Origin of the sequence: Terriglobus sp. 2YAB30_2 (assembly GCF_052114765.1) — a bacterium.
In the GTDB taxonomy this organism is placed as follows: domain Bacteria; phylum Acidobacteriota; class Terriglobia; order Terriglobales; family Acidobacteriaceae; genus Terriglobus.
Genome location: NZ_JBFRFJ010000005.1, coordinates 128,770 through 152,692, shown reverse-complemented (window position 1 = coordinate 152,692; position 23,923 = coordinate 128,770). Strand labels below are relative to the sequence as shown.

At 55.8% G+C, this 23,923-nt stretch carries 22 protein-coding genes; 6 read left to right on the top strand and 16 right to left on the bottom strand.

Annotated features, from left to right (window positions below):
- Positions 1-10: 10 nt before the first annotated feature.
- The 3 genes from amaB to AB4Y89_RS09945 are packed head-to-tail and all read right to left on the bottom strand — an operon-like array spanning position 11 to position 3,993.
- Positions 11-1,543 carry an L-piperidine-6-carboxylate dehydrogenase gene (gene amaB / locus AB4Y89_RS09955; protein WP_442300773.1) on the bottom strand — a complete coding sequence of 511 codons (1,533 nt, stop codon included), beginning with the start codon at positions 1,541-1,543 and terminating at the stop codon, positions 11-13.
- A 9-nt stretch (positions 1,544-1,552) separates the two neighbouring features.
- Entirely contained in the window at positions 1,553-2,581 is a 1,029-nt protein-coding gene (locus AB4Y89_RS09950) for a DUF1338 domain-containing protein (protein WP_442300772.1), read from the bottom strand.
- A 26-nt stretch (positions 2,582-2,607) separates the two neighbouring features.
- Positions 2,608-3,993 carry an acetyl ornithine aminotransferase family protein gene (locus tag AB4Y89_RS09945; protein ID WP_442300771.1) on the bottom strand — a complete coding sequence of 462 codons (1,386 nt, stop codon included), beginning with the start codon at positions 3,991-3,993 and terminating at the stop codon, positions 2,608-2,610.
- A gap of 650 nt (positions 3,994-4,643) precedes the next feature.
- Between AB4Y89_RS09945 and AB4Y89_RS09940 the strand changes: the two genes are divergently transcribed.
- Positions 4,644-5,555, top strand: a complete 912-nt coding sequence (locus AB4Y89_RS09940) for a dimethylarginine dimethylaminohydrolase family protein (RefSeq protein WP_442300770.1) — start codon at positions 4,644-4,646, stop codon at positions 5,553-5,555.
- Positions 5,546-6,760: an ornithine--oxo-acid transaminase gene (gene rocD / locus AB4Y89_RS09935; protein WP_442300769.1), complete on the top strand. Its 1,215-nt coding sequence runs from the start codon at positions 5,546-5,548 to the stop codon at positions 6,758-6,760. Before AB4Y89_RS09940 ends, rocD begins: the two co-directional genes overlap by 10 nt.
- Positions 6,761-6,823: 63 nt before the next feature.
- On the opposite strand, the gene AB4Y89_RS09930 is transcribed toward rocD, so the two are convergent.
- The 3 genes from AB4Y89_RS09930 to AB4Y89_RS09920 all read right to left on the bottom strand — a co-directional run bounded on the left by AB4Y89_RS09930 (position 6,824) and on the right by AB4Y89_RS09920 (position 9,051).
- Positions 6,824-7,657, bottom strand: coding sequence for a cobalamin-binding protein (locus tag AB4Y89_RS09930; RefSeq protein ID WP_442300768.1), 834 nt, complete (start codon positions 7,655-7,657; stop codon positions 6,824-6,826).
- A gap of 258 nt (positions 7,658-7,915) precedes the next feature.
- The gene (locus tag AB4Y89_RS09925) at positions 7,916-8,293 is read right to left on the bottom strand and encodes a hypothetical protein (protein WP_442300767.1); all 378 of its coding nucleotides are present in this window, start codon (positions 8,291-8,293) and stop codon (positions 7,916-7,918) included.
- Positions 8,294-8,607: 314 nt separating this feature from the next.
- Entirely contained in the window at positions 8,608-9,051 is a 444-nt protein-coding gene (locus tag AB4Y89_RS09920) for an acyloxyacyl hydrolase (protein ID WP_442300766.1), read from the bottom strand.
- Between the two features lie 590 nt (positions 9,052-9,641).
- Here AB4Y89_RS09920 and AB4Y89_RS09915 point away from each other — a divergent pair.
- Positions 9,642-10,514, top strand: coding sequence for a diacylglycerol/lipid kinase family protein (locus AB4Y89_RS09915; RefSeq protein ID WP_442300765.1), 873 nt, complete (start codon positions 9,642-9,644; stop codon positions 10,512-10,514).
- Positions 10,515-10,662: 148 nt separating this feature from the next.
- Complete coding sequence (locus AB4Y89_RS09910; protein ID WP_442300764.1) at positions 10,663-11,793, top strand: phosphatase PAP2 family protein; 1,131 nt, start codon at positions 10,663-10,665, stop codon at positions 11,791-11,793.
- A 41-nt stretch (positions 11,794-11,834) separates the two neighbouring features.
- On the opposite strand, the gene AB4Y89_RS09905 is transcribed toward AB4Y89_RS09910, so the two are convergent.
- On the bottom strand, positions 11,835-12,977 hold the full coding sequence (locus tag AB4Y89_RS09905) for a glycoside hydrolase family 172 protein (protein ID WP_442300763.1): 1,143 nt from the start codon (positions 12,975-12,977) through the stop codon (positions 11,835-11,837).
- A 193-nt stretch (positions 12,978-13,170) separates the two neighbouring features.
- On the opposite strand from AB4Y89_RS09905, the gene AB4Y89_RS09900 reads away from it, so the two are divergent.
- Positions 13,171-13,815: an HD domain-containing protein gene (locus AB4Y89_RS09900; protein WP_442300762.1), complete on the top strand. Its 645-nt coding sequence runs from the start codon at positions 13,171-13,173 to the stop codon at positions 13,813-13,815.
- Positions 13,816-13,885: 70 nt separating this feature from the next.
- Here AB4Y89_RS09900 and AB4Y89_RS09895 read toward each other — a convergent pair whose 3' ends face one another.
- The 6 genes from AB4Y89_RS09895 to AB4Y89_RS09870 form a co-directional block, all read right to left on the bottom strand.
- On the bottom strand, positions 13,886-15,334 hold the full coding sequence (locus tag AB4Y89_RS09895; RefSeq protein ID WP_442300761.1) for a bifunctional 2-methylcitrate dehydratase/aconitate hydratase: 1,449 nt from the start codon (positions 15,332-15,334) through the stop codon (positions 13,886-13,888).
- A 34-nt stretch (positions 15,335-15,368) separates the two neighbouring features.
- The gene (prpC, locus tag AB4Y89_RS09890) at positions 15,369-16,535 is read right to left on the bottom strand and encodes a bifunctional 2-methylcitrate synthase/citrate synthase (protein ID WP_442300760.1); all 1,167 of its coding nucleotides are present in this window, start codon (positions 16,533-16,535) and stop codon (positions 15,369-15,371) included.
- 27 nt (positions 16,536-16,562) lie between these two features.
- Positions 16,563-17,456, bottom strand: a complete 894-nt coding sequence (prpB, locus tag AB4Y89_RS09885) for a methylisocitrate lyase (protein ID WP_442300759.1) — start codon at positions 17,454-17,456, stop codon at positions 16,563-16,565.
- A gap of 87 nt (positions 17,457-17,543) precedes the next feature.
- Positions 17,544-18,335 carry an enoyl-CoA hydratase gene (locus AB4Y89_RS09880; RefSeq protein WP_442300758.1) on the bottom strand — a complete coding sequence of 264 codons (792 nt, stop codon included), beginning with the start codon at positions 18,333-18,335 and terminating at the stop codon, positions 17,544-17,546.
- 9 nt (positions 18,336-18,344) lie between these two features.
- Positions 18,345-19,442 (bottom strand): 3-hydroxyisobutyryl-CoA hydrolase, encoded by a 1,098-nt coding sequence (locus tag AB4Y89_RS09875; RefSeq protein WP_442300757.1) that lies wholly within the window; start codon positions 19,440-19,442, stop codon positions 18,345-18,347.
- Positions 19,439-20,593 (bottom strand): acyl-CoA dehydrogenase family protein, encoded by a 1,155-nt coding sequence (locus AB4Y89_RS09870; RefSeq protein ID WP_442300756.1) that lies wholly within the window; start codon positions 20,591-20,593, stop codon positions 19,439-19,441. Before AB4Y89_RS09870 ends, AB4Y89_RS09875 begins: the two co-directional genes overlap by 4 nt.
- A 155-nt stretch (positions 20,594-20,748) precedes the next feature.
- On the opposite strand from AB4Y89_RS09870, the gene AB4Y89_RS09865 reads away from it, so the two are divergent.
- Entirely contained in the window at positions 20,749-21,546 is a 798-nt protein-coding gene (locus tag AB4Y89_RS09865; protein WP_442300755.1) for a 3-hydroxyacyl-CoA dehydrogenase, read from the top strand.
- A 48-nt stretch (positions 21,547-21,594) separates the two neighbouring features.
- Here AB4Y89_RS09865 and AB4Y89_RS09860 read toward each other — a convergent pair whose 3' ends face one another.
- Genes AB4Y89_RS09860 through AB4Y89_RS09850 form a run of 3 tightly spaced genes read right to left on the bottom strand, consistent with a single transcriptional unit; the run spans position 21,595 to position 23,737 of the window.
- Positions 21,595-22,518 (bottom strand): ABC transporter permease, encoded by a 924-nt coding sequence (locus AB4Y89_RS09860; RefSeq protein ID WP_442300754.1) that lies wholly within the window; start codon positions 22,516-22,518, stop codon positions 21,595-21,597.
- Positions 22,515-23,378 (bottom strand): ABC transporter ATP-binding protein, encoded by an 864-nt coding sequence (locus AB4Y89_RS09855; RefSeq protein WP_442300753.1) that lies wholly within the window; start codon positions 23,376-23,378, stop codon positions 22,515-22,517. Before AB4Y89_RS09855 ends, AB4Y89_RS09860 begins: the two co-directional genes overlap by 4 nt.
- Positions 23,375-23,737: a GntR family transcriptional regulator gene (locus tag AB4Y89_RS09850; RefSeq protein ID WP_442300752.1), complete on the bottom strand. Its 363-nt coding sequence runs from the start codon at positions 23,735-23,737 to the stop codon at positions 23,375-23,377. Before AB4Y89_RS09850 ends, AB4Y89_RS09855 begins: the two co-directional genes overlap by 4 nt.
- Positions 23,738-23,923 lie beyond the last annotated feature (186 nt).

The following is a 23,923-nucleotide window of genomic DNA, read 5'->3' as shown; positions in this document are numbered from 1 at the left end:
CCGGGGCAGATTAAGCGATCTCGAAGCTCACGCCCTGTGCAAGAGGAAGATCCGTTCCGTAGTTGATGGTATTGGTAGCACGGCGCATGTATTGCTTCCATGCGTCTGAGCCTGACTCGCGGCCTCCGCCGGTGTCTTTTTCGCCACCGAAGGCTCCGCCAATTTCAGCGCCGGAGGTGCCGATGTTGACATTCGCAATGCCGCAGTCCGATCCGCTTGCGGAGAGAAAGCTCTCGGCTTCGCGCATGTTGAGCGTAAATATGGAGGACGAGAGCCCCTGCGGCACATCGTTATGCAGCTGGAGAGCCTCTTCGAAATCGCGGTACTTCAGAACATACAAAATGGGCGCGAAGGTCTCGCGCCTCACGATCTCTGCCTGGCTGCCAATTTCGACGAGCGCGGGACGGACATAGAACGCCTCGTCTGAACTAACGTCTGGCACGACACGTTCTCCTCCGGTGACTGTTGCTCCAGTGATTCGTGCTTCTTCGACAGCATGCTGCATTGCTTCAAAGGCACGTGCATCGATCAGCGGGCCGACCAGCGTGCCTGTTTCGCGCGGATCGCCGATGACGACAGAGCGATAAACCTTCTTGAGCGACGCGACAAGGTTGTCATAGACCGTGTCATGCACGATCAATCGTCGAAGCGTCGTGCAGCGCTGTCCCGCTGTACCCATCGCCGAGAATGCAATGGCCCGCAGAGCCAGATCCAGATCGGCGCTTGGGCAGACAATCGCGGCGTTATTTCCGCCCAGCTCGAGGATGGCTCGCGCGAAGCGCCCTGCGAGCCGCGGTGCAACGGCACGCCCCATCGCAGTCGAGCCAGTCGCGGAGACCAGCGACACGCTCGGGCTATCGACAAGCATCTGCCCCAGGCTTCCGTCGCCTACAAGCAATGTTGAGAGTCCGGTGGGCACGCCGCCAAATTTGGCTGCCGCCCGCTCAAATAACGCCTGCGTCGCGAGTGCTGTGAGTGGCGTCTTCTCCGAGGGCTTCCATACCACGGCGTTGCCACAGACCAGCGCGAGTGCTGCGTTCCAGGACCACACCGCGACCGGAAAGTTGAACGCGGAGATTACGCCGACAACACCGAGCGGATGCCACGTTTCCATCATGCGATGATTTGCGCGCTCAGACGTGATGGTGAGACCGGTGAGTTGCCGCGATAGTCCGGCGGCAAAGGCGCAGATATCGATCATCTCCTGCACCTCTCCGAGACCTTCTGATAGGATCTTGCCCGTCTCGATCGTCACCAGCCGGCCAAGTGCGGAGATCTCCGACCGCAGCTCTTCGCCAAGCAGCCGAACCAGATCTCCGCGTTTGGGAGCGGGGACACTGCGCCATGCAACGAACGCATTCCGTGCTGCTGCCAGCGCATTATTGACCGCTGTCGCGTCAGTCATCGCGACGCGTGCAATCACCTGGCCGGTGATGGGTGTCCGCACGACCAGTTCGCCGTGCGTATAGGCAGCGGCCGGCACCCCAAGGTTTGAGAGCAATTGATGCACCTCTTGCTCAAGTGAACTCTTATCGTTCGTCATAGCACCCGCTTACTTCTGGTTGGCGGTCACTTTAAAGATTGCCTGAGCATTGGAACTGTCAAAGCTGAGATCAAGCTTGGTCTTTCCATCTTCTGCCGGAAGCGGAAGCCGCGTGATGAATTCGTAGAACGATCCCGGCACTTCCTTTTCAATCAGACTGCCACCTTCGATGCGGAAGTTACGTCGCACGCGAGCCGCAAGGAACGCAGTCTGGCGAACCCTGCCTGATTGCGAGGTCTCAACCGTTGCCTTCATGGCGCGACCAAGCGCCTTCTGCTCTTCGGCCAGCCGATCGACATCGATGACTCGGTCCGTAGCGTGGTTGAAGGCGTTTCCTTCCGTGGCAATCCACGCCATCTCTGCCGATTCAGCCAGCAAAATCTCATAGTCTGCCAGGGCTGGATCGTCATGCTGGCGACTGAAGACCTTTGCAAGCACGGGCAGCAGTGCAACCGCTTTCTCGACAGGCAGAGCACGCTGCGCTTCCAATTCAACGAGCATGGCCTTCGCCTCGGCTGTGAGCGGATCGCGAGAGGTCGAAGTGACACGTCCAACGGCAGCCTGGAATTCCGCGGAAAAGCGGTCTGGGTGTAGTTCACTGACGAAGAACTGCGCGAGCTCCTCTGGGTACTCCACCTGGGCATAGGAACGCCCCGTCATCTTCAGACGCTCCAGCGGATAAACGCCGTTCAGTGCATAGCCGAGCGGGCGCAGAATGCGTGTGATTGCCTCTTCGCCTGCCGGCAGTGCACCCATGCCACCGAGTGCGACGGTGCGGACCGCGCCATGATCATGCATGATCTTCCTGCCATCGCGAAGACAATCGTCAGCGTAGAGTTTTGCATCCGGCACGCGGTTCAACAGGTCTTCGAACAGCATCATGTTCAGCACTTGTGCGATGCCTGCACGTGAAATGTTCGCACCGGCCTCTTCCATGAGAGCTCCGGAAACTTTGAGCACTTCAAACAGGCGATGTGAGCGCTCCGCACCGACGATACTTTCGAGCGTTCCCTGCAGTACACCTACCTTGGTTAGCATCTTCCTTCTCCTTTTCGGGGATTCTGTTATCGGGTGGCGAGCATGATGCCCTCTTCCAAAATGTCGAGAGCAACATCTGTTTCTTCTTGTGTAACGATCAGCGGTGGGCACAGCCGGACCGTATTCTCGCCGCAGCCAAGCAGCAACAGCCCTCTTTCGAAAGCGAGATCGACGATGCGGTCGCGCAGTGCTCCTGCCTGTTTGCGCAATTGCTTGTCCTCGACTATCTCGACTCCGATCATCAAACCACGTCCACGAACGTCTCCAACGATCTCATACTTTTCCACCCAGGTGCCGAGCCTTGCAAGAGCGGCAGATCCCACCGTCGCAGCATTATTCATGCCTTCGCGCTCAATAATGTTCAGAGTCGCCATCGCGGCCGCGAGGCAGATGGGGTTTCCGCCGTACGTACTTGCGTGCGAGCCTGGAACCCAGTCCATAAGCTCCGCCTTCGCCATGCAGATACCCAACGGCATTCCGGATGCAATTCCCTTCGCGATGCAGACCATGTCAGGCTCAACACCTGAGTGTTCAATGGCCCACCACTTTCCTGTTCTTCCAACGCCCGACTGGACCTCATCAGCAACAAGAAGGATTCCGTGACGATCGCAGATGCGCCGAAGTTCCTGCAGAAAGATATTCGGCGGCACGACGTATCCACCTTCTCCTTGAATGGGTTCGACAAAGATGGCGGCAACCTCCTCGGGCGGCAACGTCGTCTTGAACAGCTTCTCTTCAAGAAAGCGCGCACATGCCAGGCCGTACGCCTCTTCTTCCTGCGGCCCTCCGCCGGCGCCGCGATACGTATAGGGATATGGCACGTGCGTGACACCAGGAACAAGCGGGGCAAAACGGCGCTTCTGCTGGACCTTGGAAGCAGTGAGCGAGAGCGCCCCCATTGTGCGGCCATGGAAGCTGCCGAAGAAGCTGATGATGTTTTGCCGGCCGGTATGGTAACGCGCCAGCTTCAACGCGCACTCTACCGCCTCTGCGCCTGAATTCCCGAAGTAAAAACGATGCGGCCCAGGCATCGGCGCAATGGCAGACAGGCGCGATGCGAGCTGCGGCATCAGGTCGTAGTAGAAGTCTGTACCAGACATATGGATCAACTGCGCGGCCTGGTCCTGGATCGCCTTCACGACCTCCGGATGGCAATGGCCGGTAGAGTCGACGGCGATACCGGCCGTAAAGTCCAGAAACTCGTTGCCGTCTACATCCTCAACCCGACAGCCACACCCATTCTTTACAACAAGAGGATAACTACGCGTGTAGCTTGGCGAAACGAGACGGTGGTCATCGGCCACTATTCTTTGCGCTCGTGGTCCTGGCACGCTGGTGATCAACTTCGGACCAAACTTTGCGTGCAATTTGGCGTCGGCGACGCGTACAGATGCTTGCATTTCAATGCTCATACGATCCTCCAGCGGGCTCGGAGCAATCTGGTTTCACCTCCGAGCCAGGCTGACCTCGCGGTCAAAACGCGACGAGATAGAGCATTTTCCCTGTTACTGGGTATCCCGAAAATGGCGTGCGGCGGCGTTTTCATTGCGGAAAACGCCCCATTGATTCAGAATCCCTACATTGCACCTACAGGAAAATGCTCCAGCCTTCAGACAAACTGAGGCTCAGTTCCCCTGAGATTTTGGGTTGAAATGCGCTAGTCGCCTGAAAAGAGGTTCGGCCGTAAGGTGCTTGGAACAGCCCGGGCCGTTTCAGAAAGGTTCTGGCGCGTTCTGCACCGAACTCCGATAAGCACGAGGGCGTTGGTCGGATTGTCAGGCCTCAACATATGCTTGACTCCGTTTCGCCCGAGAGTATAGCGCACCTGGGGCATGTCATCAAACTGCCTGGTCCCGGAGGCGAGGAGCGACAAGAATTCGACCAAAAGCATTTTCCCTGTTGCTGGGTACCCCGGAACGGCCCTGCGTTATACCCACAGGAAAAATGCTCTAACCATCGCCCATGGCGATGAATATTTATTCAGCACCTACTGAATAATCATTCTCGTTGACCATTTGGCATGCATCCTGCCATCCTCCAGACCATAGGAGCGAGTACGGCAATGATTACCGAGCCAGATAAGGAGAACGAAGAAGAGACTATTTCTGGCGAGAATAATCCTGTTCCCGCGCTGCTGATGTGCCCACCCAGGTTTTATGACGTTTCTTACGTCATCAACCCGTGGATGCGAGGAAACCTGGGTAAAGCTTCACTGTCGCTTGCCATGCAGCAGTGGCAGAAGTTGTGCCGTGTTCTGTCCGGCATGGCGCATGTTCTTCTGGTTGAACCCGTCGCCGGCTCTCCCGACATGGTCTTTACCGCAAACGCTGGTCTTGCGCACGCCGGTATTGTCGTCATCAGCAGCTTCTATTACCCAGAGCGCCAGAACGAAGAGACACATTTCCGCCGGTGGTTCACCGATGCTGGTTACCGGGTCGCTGATTTGCCTCGCGAGATTCCCTTCGAGGGTGAAGGCGATGCCCTGTTCTCCTCCAATGGGTTACGCCTCTGGGTGGGCTATGGATATCGCACTCGCGAAAGCAGTCACGCAATTCTTCGTGATCTATGGGCCATAGAGGTTGCGGGCCTCCATCTCGTGGATCCGCGCTTCTATCACCTCGACACCTGTTTTGCCCCTCTCAAAGACGGCTCCCTGCTCTACTTTCCACCTGCGTTTGACAAGACTTCGGTTGCCAGGATCGAGGCCTATTACCCGCCAGCCCAGCGCATCGTTATCAGCGAAGAAGACGCGATGAGCTTCGCATGTAATGCAGTCAACATAGGCAAGACCATCGTGCTCAATCGCATCAGCTCTGAACTCGAATGTAAACTTAAGGTTCGTGGATTCCAAGTAATCCAGGTTGAATTGAGTGAGTTCCTTAAAGCCGGGGGCGCTGCTAAATGTCTGGTTATGCAGTTGACCCCGGAACTGCATCTACAACCGCTGAATCACCCCGTGAGACCATGCAACTGACATCGCAGTATTCCGCCGCTAACGATCTAATCGCGCTCGAAGAGAAGTATGGCGCCCACAACTATCATCCGCTCGATGTTGTCATTGAGAGCGCGCAAGGCGCCTGGGTCACCGACGTCGAAGGACGGCGCTATCTGGACTTTCTCGCCGCCTATTCCGCGGTGAATCAGGGTCACTGCCACCCTGCGATTCTTCGTGCCATGACGGAACAGGCGGGCAAGGTAGCCCTGACTTCACGTGCCTTTCGCAACACGCAACTCCCTTTGCTGCTCCGCGATCTGCACGATCTTACGGGGTTCGACATGGCGCTGCCCATGAACTCCGGGGCCGAGGCAGTTGAAACGGCTCTCAAGGCGGCCCGCAAATGGGGCCAGAAGGTCAAAGGAATAGCGAAGAACCGCGCCGAAATCATCGTCTGCGCCAACAACTTCCATGGACGAACGATTTCCATCGTGGGCTTTTCTACCGAGCCGCAGTATCGCGACGGCTTTGGCCCATTCTCCGCGGGCTTCCGGAACGTCCCCTTTGGTGACGTCGAAGCGTTACGCAACGCGATCACACCCGACACCTGTGCTTTCCTCGTCGAACCTATCCAGGGTGAAGCCGGAATTATCCTTCCTCCAGCCGGCTATCTTCGTGAAGTAGCGAGCATCTGCCGGGAGAACAATGTGTTGCTGATCCTGGATGAAATCCAGTCCGGCCTTGGACGCACAGGTAAGCTCTTCGCTTACATGCATGACCAGATCAGGCCTGATGTCCTCATCATTGGCAAGGCCCTTTCTGGAGGGTTCTATCCTGTGTCGGCGGTACTCTCATCGCATGAAGTCCTCGGGGTGTTTCAACCCGGAGATCATGGCAGCACCTTCGGCGGTAATCCGCTGGCCTGCGCCGTCGCCCGGGCGGCCCTCCGTGTTGTTGTCGACGAAGATCTTCCCACGCGATCAGCGGAATTAGGCGCCCACGCTCTCGCACATCTAAAGCAGATTCGTAGCAAGCACGTGGTTGACGTTCGTGGCCTTGGTCTGTGGCTGGCCATAGAACTCAACGTGCCGGCAAGGCCGTTCTGCGAGCGGATTCGTGATCACGGTGTTCTCTGCAAGGAGACGCACGAAAAGGTTATTCGTATTGCACCACCGCTTACGATCAGCCCCGGCGATCTCGATTGGGGCTTGGAAAGGATCGCTAACGTCATCGAAGAGATGTAGAGCTGTCGCCGTAAACTTGTCACCCTACCAGCATGATCGAATGCGACTTCGCGCTCTGCCGGATTAAGAACACCCCGGTGGCGGAGCACTCGAAGTGACGTCCTTAAGAATTCGATGTAACTCTCGAATTCCATCGGTTAAGGACGCCGGTCCCGGCTGCAGGATATGTGAGGAAGGCACCTCGTATACACGGCCGTTGCGGACAGCCCCAATTGCGTCCCAACCCGGACGAGAACAGATGGCATTTATGTCGACCTTCATTCCACACCAGGATGCGATGATTACATCTGGATTGCGTTGAACAATTTGTTCAGGCTCAACCACCCGATCCTTTGCTTTCCGCTGCTTACGAAACTCTGGAAAGATCGGCTCCCCGCCCGCAAGCTCAATCAGTTCCTCTACCCATTCAATTCCGCTGATGAGCGGATCATTCCATTCTTCGAAAAACACGCGCGGTCGCCAGTTGAAGGCTGCAGCCGCGTATGCAATTTTCTCCAACTCTGATTGGTACGCAGCAACGAGTTGCCTTCCCTTTTCTTGCTGATTTACCAGCCGAGCGATCAGTTCGATGAATTCGAAGATTTCCGACACATTGCGCTGATTGAAATTGAGCACGGGTAGGCCGCGATGGATAGCCTCTTTTGTGATCTCAGCCTGTACATCCGAATACGTGATGACAAGGTCGGGATCAAGCTTTTCGATGGCCTCAAAATTTGCATCCTTAAACGTCGAAACGCGAGGCTTACTCCTTACTTCTGGAGGCCGCCTGGAAAATCCGGATACGCCAGCGATACGATCCTGCTCGCCGAGCAGATACAACAATTCGCTCGCTTCATCAGAGAGGCAAACAATGCGCGAGGGAAATTCCTGAGACTTTGATGCAAATGTCAGAAGCAATGAAACTGTCTCCAAATTCATACAAGGTCGTTCAATGCAATATTCAGTGCCCTCATGAGGAGCAATCTCCTCTCTCGAGCACGGCACCACCGAAATATATTTAGTCTAGTCCTTCGGGCGCGGCGTGCCTTCGTACACAATGCCACGGTCGAGGATGTACAACTCCCACGACCAAAGGCCGAAGACGCAGGAGTCACTGGTTGGCGCTCCTGCGCCTTGTTGTGGATCAGCCTAGAACAGACGAACCGGGCGGCGGAGTTACTTGCCGTTATTGACCTTGTCTCCTGGAATAGCGCCGGCCTGGAAGAGATCAGAGAGATCGGGCCCGTTCGCGGCGTCAAGGAGTAGCGGCGTGAGGTGGAATATTTCCTCCATGGTCCTCAGGTCGGAAGAGTGCGTCAGGTTGACGGTGCTGGCGTAGGGAGCGCCATGCTCATTCTGGCGCGCCCGCTTGGAGATGATGATCTCGGGGATGGTATGGCTGAAATCATCCTGCTTGTCCGCGGCCATACCGTCCTCCTCGGACTCATCCCACCAGAGGATGATGACGCCATTCTCCTGGTAAGCCTTTGACGCCATGATGGCCGGCACGACCTGAGCAAGGAAGTCATCGCCCTGGGGAATCTTTGGCCGCATCGCCCGTGAGCCCCTTGTAGCCGTCACTGAGCGTGGTGTTCATGTCGTTGTACTGGTTATTGGGAACCGTTGAAGAGAATTTGACTGTCTGGTAAAGGCTCGCGTAATCCCATAGATCAGCATTTGTCTTCGTCCATAGCAACAATCTCCTTGCGCTCGGTTCCTCAGTGAAGATCATCTCCGCAGCCTTGACTTAGAAGGCTACCGAGCGACGAAGATGTGCCGGAACGACTCAGGTCGAGTCACACGAGGAACTGCCGCGATGCGACAGCTACGTTGAACTGCGAAGCGATTCCCAATGAGACGGATGTCCGTTAATCCTTCACGGTTGATGAAAAGTGATAGGTAACTCCTACTCGGACTGCGAGCTCGTCCATACCGGGGTTGCTAGCAGCCATATAACCGTTAGAGATATGGAAAAATTCGAAAGGTTCCAAACGGATGTCATATCTCTTATTCACCGCATATAAGAGGCCGGCGGCTGCCTGGATGTTGAAGTTGTACTTGCTTGCGGCAGGCGAGAATGCCTTTTGATTGAAAACAACGCCCCCTAGTTTTCCTACGGCGAAAGGCCTGATTCTGCTTTTCTCGAATAACAGAAATCGAAATCCGATAGGCAGGATGGAGATGCCGGGGACCGGTTTCTGATTGGGGCTCTTACCATTCCCCCAAAAATCAGACCTTTCTGGCTGACTTAGGATAAAAACAGGAATCACCTCGGCGGCATAGTCGACACGCATTCTGAACATGTGACCCATAGGACGCTCGTATTCAAGGCCTACCGTCCATGCGTAACATCGTGTAGTGGCGCTGAAGAGCTGATAGTCCCCGTCTGGAATCATCAGAGTGACAGAAAGTTCACTCCCTTGAACCTGGGCCTTGCCTGGAGGTCGCGGAGGGGGCGAGATTCCAGCAGAGAGATCATTGGTCATTTGAACGGACTGGCCGATGAGTGTAGCCGTAAATAGAAGGACCGTAAAAAGGGCGATCCTACAGCGAAACAAAGAGATGAGCGGCATAGCCTCAACCCCATAGATATAGATTCAGATGCAGGCTTACCTTATTTGGAGGTTTCTCTCATCCGCGCGGATTGGATCGCCTGAGAGTCATCATCAGACGGAGTCTATTGAGACGACTCACCACGACCTTCAGGTCTTGCAATACTCCCCAAAGCATTCTTCGGATAGATGCGGATGCAGCTTCGCCTTCCGAAGCCTGGCAATCTCTCCTCATCGATCGTCTTGTATGTTCTATGCTTCTCTTTACCGCCGATTTCCACTCATAATTGTCTTCATGCCAGCATCTTCAATCCATGATCTAGTGCTGATAGATCGATGTGGGTTCCGGCTTGCGTAAACGATTCTGCGTGATCCACAACCCGAACGCCGGCACCCGAGGCCGCTTGTTGTTTCGGAATACCGTTCGGGAACTGCAGCGGGCTGGCTGCCAGATATCTATCGTCGATACGACACAACATGAACGTGGTGAGCGTGTCGCCAAAGACGCAGCACTAAGCGGGCAGTTCGATGCAATCATCGCTGCAGGTGGAGACGGAACATTGCATGATGTGCTTCGCGGCATCGTCGGCTCAGGCACTCCGCTCGGTTTGATTCCCTCTGGGACAGCCAACATCTTCAGTCGAGAGATCGATCTACCAACCATGCCTGTGGCCCTTGCCGAAGTGCTGATGCATGGGTACACCTTCAATGTTCCAGTCAGTGTCTGCAATGGGCACCCATTCGCGTTCGTCGTTGGTGTGGGCTTCGATGCTGCAGCCGTCCAAATCTTCGAGAAATATCAAGCACGCCACTTCGGAACATTCGGAATAGTGGCGGCTGCCCTGGCCGCGCTATGGATGCACAAAGAAAACCCTATTTCAATCCGAACTCCTCAAGAGGAGTGGGTCGCTCACTGGGTCATCGTCACACGAATCCAGCGTTTCGCGGGTGGTCTGAAGTTGACGCCACATGCAGACATCAAACAACCAGCATTCCATGTTGTCAGTTTTCAGCAAAGGGGAAGACTCAGACTTGCCCTTCAATTAGCCAGAATGCTGTTTGCCATTCACGGTCAAAGCCGCGACATTCGGATCAGCGCGTGCCAAGAGGTCACTCTTGAAGGAAGCGGATCACTTCCAGTCCAGATCGACGGCGAACTCATTGGGGAGTTGCCTTTGCAGTTAAAGTTTCTGACACTTCGAATTCCGGTTATTACAGGCTGACCCCTCTCTCCGCCCGCCCAGGCTCTAGCCTGCACGCAGGGCCGAGCGGGCCAGCCACTATGTTGATCATCTGAATAGGAGAATAAGCGTCATCAAGAAACCATCTGGCCGGGCCACACGCATCTAACGTCATCGATAAGAGTTACCGATGAATCGGCCCCTCCAACTCGTTGCTATCTTCTTTGTGATAGTGACATTTCTCATGCCGCTGTCGGAGCGCTACGATGGTTGGGATTCCGTCGGACCTACCGGCGGCGCCGAATTCTTAGCCTTCCTCATCGTCGTATTTATCCTTCTGCAAACGGCAAAAAGTGGCTCAGTTGCGAGAACGGTTGCTAACCGGCGCTCGCTCTCCTTCCTAATATGTATTTTGATTTGTGCCGTCCCATCGGTTGTCGCACAGAACGATTCCTCCACGCCACAGAAGAGCACCGCTCCAGCCGACCAGAACAAGCCCGAAACAAAGGAGACACCCCAACCGCAGACAAATCCGGCGACTCAAGCCAACCTGCCGAACGCACCCTCTTCCCTCATCACCGCCAAACCGCATGGTCAGGGCAAGATTCCGCTTGAAGACATCCCTCACCCACCAGTCACGCTCAAGCAGATTCCGCTGAATGTGGTGGGCGATACGTATCGCATTTTTACTTCTCCCATCTATATCCGCCCAGGGGATTTCAGATGGATCCTTCCGGTTGCAGCTGCGACCGGGGTTTCTCTTACGCAGGATAGTCACGTTTCCCGCGATATCGTCAGCCACGATCCGGGATTCAACAACGCTGCTGACAATGTCTCCTACGTTTTGGAGTATGGCTATGTTGGTGGATCGGCCGCGATGTACGGGATCGGAATCGCTACTCATAACGACCACCTTCGAGAAACAGGCCTGCTCTCCGGCGAGGCGGAAGCGGATGCTCAGATTTTTCAGCAGATCGTCAAACTGGCGTCTTTTCGCGAACGTCCTAATAATGTTGATAACTATGCCGGCAACTTCTACCAACTCTCCTCGGGGACGAACTCCTCTTTCATCTCTGGCCACTCCATTACGGCATGGTCCGCCGCCGCGGTGATCGCCGCTGAATATCCGTCACCGTGGAAGCAAGTCGCGATCTATTCCGGAGCAACGGCCACCTCTCTCACACGTGTACTTGCCGAAAAACACTTCCCCACGGATGTACTCCTTGGCTCAATAGCCGGATGGATGATCGGCCACTATGTCGTACGTGCCCATCATCACTTCCCGATTTATCGACGTCATGGCAGCCAGCCGCCTCTTTAGCCAACGGCTAAGACACGGCGCGGTCACAGATCAGATAACAGTCACCTCGGCTGCGGGTCACCTTCCTGACGGGGCTGCTTGGCATTGCCGGGGCCGCCCACGGCCTGTAATGCGGGGATTCGTTCACTCATCTCAGGCAGCGTAGGAAAAGGCGCGTGAGGCTCAGCTTGATACCAATACGCAACGGAATAGAAGTTGTCGGAACGAGCATTGGCGTGGCCGTGTTCAATGCTCGCCTTCATCGACTTGGCAAAAGGGATTGGCGAATCAAGATGGAAACGATAGACGCTAGACCGTGATCCGGCGAGCTCTGGACCCACGACCGGTGAGCCGTGCAGCAGGAAGCTCTGAGGAGAACCAAAATCCCACGCTCCCAGGAAGTAGTCTTCTGATCCCGTTCCGACAATCGTAGGGCCATCGTCGACTTCAAACCGGTCGTTCCCTTCCCCCCACCAGCCATCCTGATTTTGCAGCACAGACATCGTTACGCCGATGAACTGCCCATGCCCCTTGGCTTCGAACCATACGTAGTTATCTTTGCCCTCGAGGTTGCGACGGTAGTTCACGCGTGGATCACCGTTGTCGTACCAGTCGGAGACCCAGCCATGATTCGGCTGTGCTTGCCGGTACTGCGCATGAAAATACAATGTACCGGCAGGTAGGGGTTTTAGCTCCTGCCGATAGTCAATATTCCAATACAGATTGCTGACCGACTGCTTGCCTTCATTGGTTACGGTGACGCGAGCATGTTTGGCATACGGCATTGGAAAGTAGCTATTGAGAGAGCGATCCGTTCCGACAGACAAAACCGGCGACGACCAGAAGTAGTATTGCCCATTACCCAAACCGAAAAAGTCTCCAATTGGCGTCTCTACACTCGGTGTGGTCTCTCCGTCCCAGTACATGCGCAAGACAGCACGCTTCAGGTGATAGCTCTCCGCGGCATTCAAGGTGAACCAGATGTGTGAAATTCTGCCGGGGCCGTCGACATCAAGAATCGTCAGAGTTTCCCCAGGAGTAATTGTCCGGAAATCCGCATTCGCTCCGGTAGCCTCACGGCTCGAGGAGCGATGCATAGTGTAGGTCTGCTGCACCGTGGGGTCGGGAAATCCCTCGAGACCTTGGCCGTGGACAAAACAGGACGACATAACCAGGGACAGTACAAACACGATTGTGGACTTCATGACTCAGCGACCCCTCCGACACATCCCATCTGCGATATTTCTTAGCGACGTGGAGGATATCACTTCCTCAATGTGCGGTTCAGGGTGCCGCTTCAAGGCAGCCTAAAGTGCCAGGAATGTCAGAAATTGCTGCAGTTTTGTCATGGCAACGCTCCAGCAAGGCTCCTAGACTCAATCTGGAAGGGATACACCGATGTCCAATCTATCCTCCGCCCTCGTGATTCCTGATTCCTCGTTGGCGAAAGAGGCCACTGATCTGCTACGCGAGCATTCCACCGATCTGCTGTTCAATCATTCCATTCGTGTTTACTTGTTCGCGGCTGAGCAAGGCCGTCAACGAAAGCTTCACTTTGATTCTGAACTCCTCTACATCGCGGCCGCATTTCACGATTTTGGTCTCATCAAGAGGTTCTCAAGCCCAGACGAACGCTTCGAAGTGGATGGCGCAAACGCGGCCCGACAATTCCTCACTGCACATAGTGTCCCTGAAGAACAGGTACAACTTGCCTGGGAAGCCATTGCTCTGCACACCACGCCGGGCATCACCCAGTACATGCGTCCTGAAGTAGCTCTACTCTATTCGGGAGTCGGCCTCGATGTGCTTGGGAAGGGCTTCGATCAGTTTCCGTCAGAGTTGCGCGAGAAGATCGTGGCCAGATACCCCCGCCGACACTTCAAGGAGCGCTTCATCCAGGAATACTTCGCCGGCTTTGAACACAAACCCGGCACGACTTATGGCACTGTAAATGCCAGCATCTGTGAGCGACTCTTACCTGGTTATAAAGCTCCTAATGCTTGCGACGTGATCGCAGCATCTCCCTTCCCTGATTCCGAATAGCACAGGGGAAACGCCGGGGCGACGATGTCGCTTTCGCTACCTGTCCGTTGATCTTCGCTGCCAGCGCAAGCTAGATCACATACATATCGACGTAGGCATGGACAGGCATGGCTTCCAGGAGCGACTGGTCCATCGACGCCGCCAGGATTCTGTCTTGCTGCTTTGGCGGGAAACGGCGTGCAAGGTTCGTACGAAACTTTGCTTCGAGCAGCGGAACTCCTTCTTCGCGGCGAAGACGATGTCCAATTGGGAACTCTACCGTCTCCTGGAGAATGGTTCCATCCGTTAGCTCGAGCGTTAAGGCATTCGCGATGGAGCGCTTGTCGGGGGCATGGTAGTCCGCGGTAAACCGCGGCTCTTCCACCATCTCGATCTTCTCTCGCAAGACATCGATGCGCGGATCGTTGGCTACCTCGTCTTCGTAGTCCGAAGCAAGAAGCCGTCCAAAGAGAAGTGGAACCGCCACCATATATTGAATACAGTGATCGCGATCCGCCGGATTCTTCAACGGCCCCTTCTTATCGATGATGCGAAGGCAGGCTTCGTGGGTGCGGATGGTAATCCTTCGAATCGCTGAGGCGTCTTTGCCGATCTCGCTCAGCTTTCTATGCAGCGTCATCGCTGCTTCTACGGCGGTCTGTGAATGGAACTCAGCCGGGAAGCTGATCTTGAAAAGGACGTTCTCCATTACATACGAGCCATACGGACGCTGGAAACGGAATGGTTGCCCTTTGAACGAGACATCGTAGAAACCCCAGGTCTTCGCCGTAAGTGCGCTTGGATATCCCATCTCGCCGGTAGATGCCATCAAGGCCAAACGTACAGCCCGGCTGGTTGCATCTCCCGCTGCCCAGCTCTTACGCGAGCCTGTATTGGGGAAGTGCCTGTATGTGCGAAGACTTTGCCCATCGACCCAGGCGAGCGAAACGGCGGCAAGAGCCTCTCCCCGTGACAGCCCCAACATGTAACTCACCACGGCGGTTGAGGCGACCTTCACCAGAATCACGTGATCGAGCCCAACTCGATTGAAGGAATTCTCGAGGGCAAGACACCCCTGAATCTCATGTGCCTTGATCATCGCCGTCAGGACATCTCTCATCGAGAGAGCAGGCTTACCTTGAGCGACTGCCGTACGGGAGATCCAATCCGCGACTGCCAGGATGGCGCCGAGGTTGTCCGATGGATGTCCCCATTCAGCAGCCAGCCACGTGTCATTGAAGTCCAACCATCGAATCATCGCTCCGATGTTGAAGGCGGCCTGTATGGGGTCTAATTGAAACTGTGTTCCTGGAACCTTTGCGCCGTGCGGAACAATCGTCCCTGGAATAATCGGCCCCAGAAGCTTAGTGCAGGCGGGATATTCGAGCGCTTCGAGGCCACAACCAAGCGTATCCATAAGACACCACCGGGCGGTCGCGTATGCGAGATCACTCTCGATCACGTAGTTGTACACGTAATCGACGATATCCACGATTACCTGGTCATACTCCTGTTGTGTGCTTAAGAATCCGGCGGACATGTCTCTCTCAATCTCCAACTAGGTTGCGTTGTCTCTATTTTCGATCCGCGAGAGGAATAAATGGGCGCGGTTCAGGACCGGTGTAATTGGCAGAGGGCCGGATAATCTTTCCGTCTATGCGTTGCTCGATCACATGTGCGCTCCAGCCCGAGGTGCGGGCAATCACAAACAGAGGTGTAAACAAAGAAGTCGGGATCTGCATCATGTGGTAACTTACCGCGCTGAACCAATCCAGATTCGGGAACATCTTCTTGGTCTCCCACATCACGCTCTCCAGACGCTCCGCGATCTCAAAGATCCTCATATCCTTGGCATCCTCAGAGAGTCGTCGCGCAACCTCTTTAATCACCTTGTTGCGCGGGTCGGACACGGTGTAAACGGGATGTCCAAATCCGATGATGACCTCTTTGGCCTCAAGTCGCCGCCGGATGTCTTCTTCAGCATGATCCGCGGAGGAGTATTGCTTCTGGATATCCAATGCGACCTCGTTCGCCCCCCCGTGTTTCGGGCCCCGGAGAGCACCGATCGCGCCAGTAATGCACGAAAAGAGATCGGAACCAGTTCCTGCGATCACACGCGCTGTAAACGTGGATGCATTGAACTCATGCTCGGCGTAAAGAATCAGGCTGGTATCCATTGCGCGAATCCACTCTGGAGACGCCGTCTTCCCGTTCATCAGATGAAGAAAATGGGCCGCGATCGACTCGTCGTCCGTCTCGACTTCGATCCTTCTGCCGTGGATTCGAAAGTGATACCAATAGAGGAGCATCGATCCGAGCGATGCCATCAAACGGTCGGCGATGTCTCGCGCTCCGGCGAGGTTATGATCGTCCTTTTCCGGCAACGCGCATCCCAGGGCTGATACGCCACTCCGGAGGACATCCATCGGGTGTGCTGCCGCCGGCAATAACTCCAGCGCTGCCTTGACCTCTGAAGGCAACCCGCGCAGTGCCTGAAGCTTTCGTTTGTAGGCGCTCAGTTCAGCAGCGTTTGGAAGAGTTCCATGCACCAGGAGATAAGCGATCTCTTCGAATTCAGCTGTATCTGCAAATTCGAGGATGTCGTAACCGCGGTAGTGCAGGTCGTTGCCGGAGCGGCCGACGGTGCATAGTTCAGTATTTCCGGCAGGAGTGCCGGAGAGCGCAACCGATTTCTTGGGCTTGAAGGCCGGATTTGAGCCAGGTACCGTTGCTTCGGACATACGTTGCTCCATGCATTTGAAATGCGGCTACCGTTTGGGAGCCGGATCTGTCTTCGATTTGGAAAACAGCTCATCCAACTTGTCTTCGTAGGCGTGATAACCGAGATATTGATAAAGGTCAGCGCGGCTCTGCATCAGCGGAACCACACTCTGTTGCGTGCCTTCCTGCCGGATGGTCTGGTACACCTTCAATGCCGCGGCGTTCATGGCACGGTAGGCAGCGCAACAATAGAGAACCATGTCGACTTTCGCGTTACCAAGTTCTTCCAGCGTGAAGAGCGGAGTCTGCCCGAACTCGGTGATGTTCGCCAGAATTGGAACGCCAAGCTCAGCAAACTTTGGATACGTCTCTAAATCGGTCACGGCCTCGGCAAAGATCATGTCCGCGCCAGCCGCGATATAGGCTGCACAGCGGTCAAGGGCTGCGGTGAGCCCCTCGCTCGCCAGCGCATCGGTTCTCGCCATCAATACGAAATTCTCGTCGGTGCGAGCATCGCACGCCGCTTTGATGCGATCGACCATCTCTTCCTGGCTGACCAGCTCTTTGCCCGGCCGGTGTCCGCATCGCTTCGCGCCTACCTGGTCTTCCATGTGAACCGCAGCGACTCCCGCCTTAATCATCGAGCGGATGGTACGCGCGATATTGAAGGCGCCACCCCAGCCGGTATCGATGTCAACCAGCAGTGGAAGTGTAGAAGCGTCCGTAATACGGCGAGCATCAATCAGAACATCTTCCATCGTGCTGATCCCTAGATCTGGAAGACCGAGCGAGTTCGCCGCGACTCCTCCACCCGAGAGATACAAGGCACGGAAGCCGGCAGATTCCGCCAGGCGTGCAGCATAGGCTGTAATCGCGCCAGCGATCTGCAGAGGTTTCTCTTCTCTTACGGCAGTCCTAAACTTCAGCCCCGGTGATTCCATCGTCCGATTCGCCTCACTTCTCTCCGTCTAAACGCTAAGTTGATCGCCGTGGAGCGTCAATGGATTTTCTTCAACATCTGGCGCATCCTAACTATTTGAGAAGTTGGGCGTTCGTTTTTCGACGAAGGCACTCATGCCTTCGACCTTGTCCTGAGTGGCAAAGGTGGAATGAAATGCGCGGCGCTCAAAACGTATCCCTTCAGCAAGACAGACCTCGAACGATCGGTTGACCGCTTCCTTCATCATCATGGTTGCGGGCATCGACATCGCGGCAATCGTGTCCGCAGTCTTTAAAGCTTCTTCCAGGAGCCTATCGGGCGGAAAGACTCTTGCGACGAGGCCATTCCTTTCGGCTTCGGCCGCGTCCATCATGCGACCGGTGAGAAACATCTCCATCGCTTTCGATTTGCCAAGGGCGAGCGTTAGCCGTTGCGTGCCGCCCATGCCTGGAATAACACCGAGCTTTATCTCCGGTTGACCGAACTTCGCCGTCTCCGAAGCATAGATGATGTCGCACATCATCGCCAATTCACATCCTCCTCCCAGCGCATAGCCGGAGACTGCGGCGATCATCGGTTTGCGAGTGCGCGTCAGCTCTTCCCATCCAGAAAACCAATCAGCAAGATATACGTCGATGAAGCTCTGCGACTGCATCTCCTTGATATCGGCACCGGCAGCAAAGGCTTTTTCAGAACCAGTGATCACGATGCAGCCGATATTCGGGTCGCGGTCGAAGTGCCGTGTCGCCTCCGCCAGCTCTTGCATTGCCTTCCGATTGAGGGCATTCAGAGCATCGGGGCGATTCAGCGTGACGAGAGCTACACGGCCGCGAGTCTCGATCAGTAATGTTTCGGCTTGATTTAGTTGTTGTTCCGCCATAGTTTCCCTCTACTCAAATTTTCTACGATCGCCGCCGGACACCCCTCGTTGTGAGTACGCATGACCCAGATTTAAGGGTGGGAATTCGTTGTTCTGAAAAAACTGATCGACTTGGTCGCTGCTAACGCGAGCAGGATCAACGGGAGACCAGCGAGGCTGTTGATCCTTATCGATAAGTGCTGCGCGCACTCCTTCCAGGAAGTCCGGATGTTGCAGACAAGCCATGGCAAGGTTGTACTCTTGCTGCAGAGAATAGCCAAGGTCAGCCTTGTGCCGCGCATCCCGCAAAGCGCGAAGGGTGACCTTGAGCGCCATAGGCGAGTTTTTGTGGATCTCCACGAGGGCACGTTTGGCCACATCGTCCGTTTCTTCGCCCAGGCTGTCGAGGATCTCTTCTATTGTCTGCCTTGAGAAGCAGCGGCCAATCCAATGGCGCTGCGATTCCAAAGAACCAGGTGGTGGAGCTGCACTCTTATTGCGGACCAATTCTTGCGCATCCAGTGCAGTCCTGCAGAGCGTTAGTTCCGTTATCACCAAGAGGATCTCGTTTGAAGGTATAAACAAGTCGGCTAGACAAAGTAGAAGCGCGTCCGCCGGCCCTAAACGACTGGCGGTCAGTGCCGCATAGGTTCCCAGTTCATCCGGAGCTATGGCTAACAGATAGGTCCCGCCCACGTCGGGAATAAATCCGATTCTCGTTTCAGGCATTGACAGGATGGAACGCTCCGTGACGATGCGCAGTGAGCCATGGGCTGAAATGCCGATGCCGCCGCCCATCACAACGCCGTCCATCAACGCGATGTATGGCTTTGGATAACCGGCGATCAGACTGTTTAGTTCATACTCTTCGCGAAAGAAAGTTGCCGCTTCCTCCAGACGCCCCAATCGGGCTGCATCATATAAAGCCCGGATATCGCCACCCGCACATAGTCCGCGCTCACCCGCGCCATCCAGCAGGATGAACTTAACTGCAGGATCTTCCATCCATTGCTGTAGGGCGGCTTTGAACTCTCGCACCATCGCGAGCGTCAGTGAATTGAGCGCTGAGGGACGATTCAGAGTCAAACGGCCGCAAGCGCCTTCGACCCGGATTTCGACCTCGCTCACTTGGGGTCCTCGATAAGACTCCGGGACACAATCAGCCGCATAATTTCATTTGTTCCCTCAAGAATCTGATGGACGCGCAGATCACGGACGATCTTTTCAATCCCGTACTCCAACAGATACCCATAACCGCCGTGAAGCTGAAGAGCCTCATTGGCCACGTGAAAGCCCACGTCGGTCACAAATCGCTTCGCCATTGCGCACAGGACCGTGGCATCACGGCTACGCTCGCTGAGAGATGCGGCGGCCCGCCATAGGAATGTTCGCGCAATTTCGAGTTCCGTTGCCATATCGGCAAGCCTGAACTGGAGAGCCTGGAAGTCGGCCAGGCGTTTTCCGAATGCATGGCGATCTGCAACGTAATGGAGCGTCTTTTCCAGCGCCGCAGACGCACCGCCCAACGAACATGCCGCGATATTCAATCGGCCGCCATCCAGCGCCGCCATGGCGATCTTGAAGCCTTGCCCTTCTTCCCCGATCCGGCTCCGCGCGGGAACACGCACATCTTCAAGAATCAACTGACGGGTCGGCTGAGCATGCCAGCCCATCTTCTTCTCAAGCACTCCAAAGGAGAGACCCGGCGTTCCATCCTCAACCAGAAACGCAGATATCCCCCGGCTGCCTGTATCCGCGGTACGGGCCATCACGATATAGATGTTGCCAGGTATACCGGCCCCACTGATGAACTGCTTGACCCCGTTCAGAACGTATGTGTCGCCATCGCGGACGGCTTTCGTAGAGAGAGCTCCGGCGTCGGATCCAGACGAAGGCTCGGTCAGCGCATAGGCTCCCATCGACTCCATGGAGCATAATCTGGGTAAATAGGCCTTTCGTTGGGATTCATCGCCGAAGGTGTCGATGATCCAGGCAACCATGTTGTGAACGGAGATATAAGCGGAGATCACAGGACATCCTGTCGCCAGACCTTCGAAGATCAGCACACCATCGAGCCGATCGAGTCCACTGCCGCCCACATCCTCTCGTACATAGATCCCCCCCATGCCTAGAGGCGCGGTGGAGCGGATGACATCTAATGGGAGATGTCTTGCCTGGTCCCATTCGAGGGCGTGCGGAGCAATCTCTGTGGCCGCGAATTTCTTCGCTACATTGCTGATTTCCTGCTGCTCGGCTGTAAGAGAGAAGAGATGTGCCATCGCCTTCCTGATCAGTGAGAAGTCCTGTTCCGCCGGTCATGATCACCATTGCTCCATCGGCTGAACACAAGGTTGACAGCGGTTTTCGGATTCACTAAGTTGGGTCTCGCCATTCCGCGCGAAGTGGTGTGCAGTTTATAGCGTCCGCTATCAGGATGTCACCAACCAGGAAACGTCGGGGTAAACGAGTGGAGATTGCGGGAAGAACATTTCTTGTCACCGGTTCTGCTTCAGGCCTTGGAGCTGCAACGACGCGTGAGCTGGTAAGTCGCGGAGGCTCTGTGGTGCTCGCAGATGTGAATGCCGCAGGCGACGTTCTGGCGCGGGAGCTGGGAAAGTCCGCCGTCTATGTACCTACGGATGTGACCAGTGAGGCCGATGGACTGAATGCCGTTCAGGAAGCTCAGCGACGGTTTGGCGCATTACACGGGCTGGTAAATTGCGCGGGTATCGCACCGGGTGAGCGTGTGGTCGGAAAGAATGGCCCTCATTCGCTTGCAACCTTCACCAAAGCCATTACGGTCAATCTGATTGGCACGTTCAACATGCTGCGCCTGGCGGCTGCCGCAATGTCTCAGAATGCTCCGACTGCAGATGGAGAGCGAGGCGTGATTGTGAACACCGCTTCGATCGCTGCGTTCGAGGGACAGATCGGACAGACAGCGTATGCGGCATCGAAGGCTGGGGTTGTTGGGCTAACACTACCGGCAGCGCGGGAGCTTGCACGCAGCGGAATCAGGGTTGTGGCCATCGCTCCAGGGCTTTTCCTGACGCCGATGATGAGCGGCTTTCCTCAGGAGGTACAGGACACGCTGGCGCAGTCGGTTCCGTTCCCTTCCCGGCTAGGTCGGCCAGAAGAGTTTGCACGGCTCGTTTGCTCCATTTTTGAGCAGATCATGATCAACGGAGAGACCATCCGGCTGGACGGCGCCTTGCGTATGCAAGCGAAGTAGATAAGCCCCGAGTTTCGCCGCCCTGCCCCTACGTACTGAGCATGAACTCTAGATCGGCCCCTGGAAACGGCGCATCCGGATGCAGAGGAAGAGGAAGATCGCGAAAGCTGCAAGCCCCATCCAGAGCCCCGGCTCCGCCAGGTAGAAGAGGGGCGTCGCATCTTTCAGGCCGATCGAACCATTGTGCTTCGTGGCATAGTGGAAGGCGGCCTGCACACCTCCGGCCAGACGGTACACCAGCCAACGACCGACATACTCGCTTCTGAAGGCGAAGCGTTCCAGCCCGACAGCTGCCACGAAAGGTACCACCGCCCATATGAGTGCCGCCCGGGGACTGATGCTTGAGACCAGCAGCAGCCAGCCGTAAATAGGCGCATACCACAGTGTGCAGGTCATGATGACGTAGAGCACAAAGGCCTGAATCTGAAAGAACGGAAGCTGGCTCCATAAGCTGCTCAGCGGTTGCCGGAATATCAATAGACCGACCGAGAGGACCAACGCCAGCAGGATATGCATGGCGAGAGTAACAGCAAATGCCACTACCGGCAGAACCGCCATGGGAATGATCGCTTTAGAAAGCACCGCAGTGCGGTCCGACACGGGAAGTGACTTCCAAAAAAGGACGCTGCGGTCACGACGCTCGCTCAACAGCGCATCGAGCGAATAGAAGATGCCCGTCAGAGTGGCGGTAATGATGACAAGACCGGCTGTCATGAGGAACATGCCGATGGCAATATCCTGGATATTACTGCTCCCATTAGACCTCAACTCTCCGTTGTAGATGAGCCCGGTGAAATAGTGGATGCGGACAATCCCGATGGCAATGATCACAGCGGCAACTGTGGCGGGAGCAAACAGGACAGAACGGTGCTCCCACAACTCACGACGGATGGACCAGTAGAAGGGGCGCGGTGCGTTTACCGTCTTTGCTGTCTCAACAGAAGGTATGGCAAGAGTTTCGGCGCTGGTCATTGGATCCCTCCCTGGAGCGTCATCATGGCTACAAATACATCGGCAAGGCTCGGGGTGCGGACTTCACCGAGTGTTGCGGCCTTCTCGGGTTCGAGGCCGTCGAAGAGTAGAACGCTGCGGCCGAAGACCTGCCGCTCCGAGACCGGCTTCAGCGCGCGGGCCGCATTCAGGTTCTCTGGCCGAACCATCACCTCGACATAGCGCCTCTCGAACGCCTCCATGCTGGAAGAAAAAGTAATCTTGCCGCGCTGGATGAAGAGCACATCGGTCAGGATGTGCTGCACCTCTTCCACCTGGTGCGTCGTGACCAGGATGGTGCGGCGATGGTCGAAATAGTCGTTCAGCAGCGAGTCGTAAAACTGCCTGCGGTACAGGATGTCGAGGCCGAGCGTCGGCTCATCCAGCACCAGCAGTTTGGCGTCGATGGCCATGACCAGCGCCAGGTGGAGTTGCGCAGTCATGCCCTTAGAGAGGGCTTTCACACGCGCCTTGGGCGGAATGGAGGTCTTTGCCAGAAAGGCTTCAGCCTTGGCGCGGTCAAAGCGCGGATGAATGCCTTCCATATAATCCAGCGCCTGATCGACGCGGATCCAGCGTGGCAGTACGGCCACGTCGGCGATGAAGGCGACCTGCTGCATCAACGTCTCGCGCTGCGTCCAGGGGTTCAGACCCAGCACTTGAAGAGAGCCTTCATAAGGAATCAGCCCAAGAATGGCGTCAAGCGTTGTACTCTTTCCGGCCCCGTTCGGCCCAATCAGACCGAGGATACGGCCTTCTTCAACGTGGAGATCCACCCCGCCGAGAGCGGCGGTCGATCCGTAGGTTTTGCGGAGTCCTTGCGCTTCAATGCAGGCAGTCATTGCGCCTCCTTCAACGTTTTCAAAAGCTCTTCGGGGCGAAGCCCCAGGCGACGGATGGTCGCTACGACCCTGGGCCACTGCGTGGTCAAAAACCGCTGGCGTTCGGCCTGCAACAGCAGATCGCGCGCTCCGGGCAGCATATACATCCCCAGCCCACGACGGCTTTCCACCAGACCACTATCGACAAGCTCCTGATAGCCCTTCAGGACCGTCAGGGGATTAATTCTGTACTCCGCGGCGATGTTCCGCACCGAGGGCAGCGGGTCACCCTCGCGCAACGTGCCATCCAGAAACATGGCAACAATGCGGTCGCGTAGCTGCAGATAAATGGGCTGACCGTCATCCCAAAGCTGGTCCATGAGCACCTTCTTTGCATCGCCGACCGATGCGCTGTTTTAGTTACGTACAACACTACAACGATGTTCCGTTAAATCAAGAGATTTTTAGAAGGACCTTCATGGCGATGCACCCGGTCGACTCATAAGCCCCGCCGTTCCGCGGCAGAGCTACCAGCGGATAGAGCATTTCTCCTAAAGGTGTGGAGC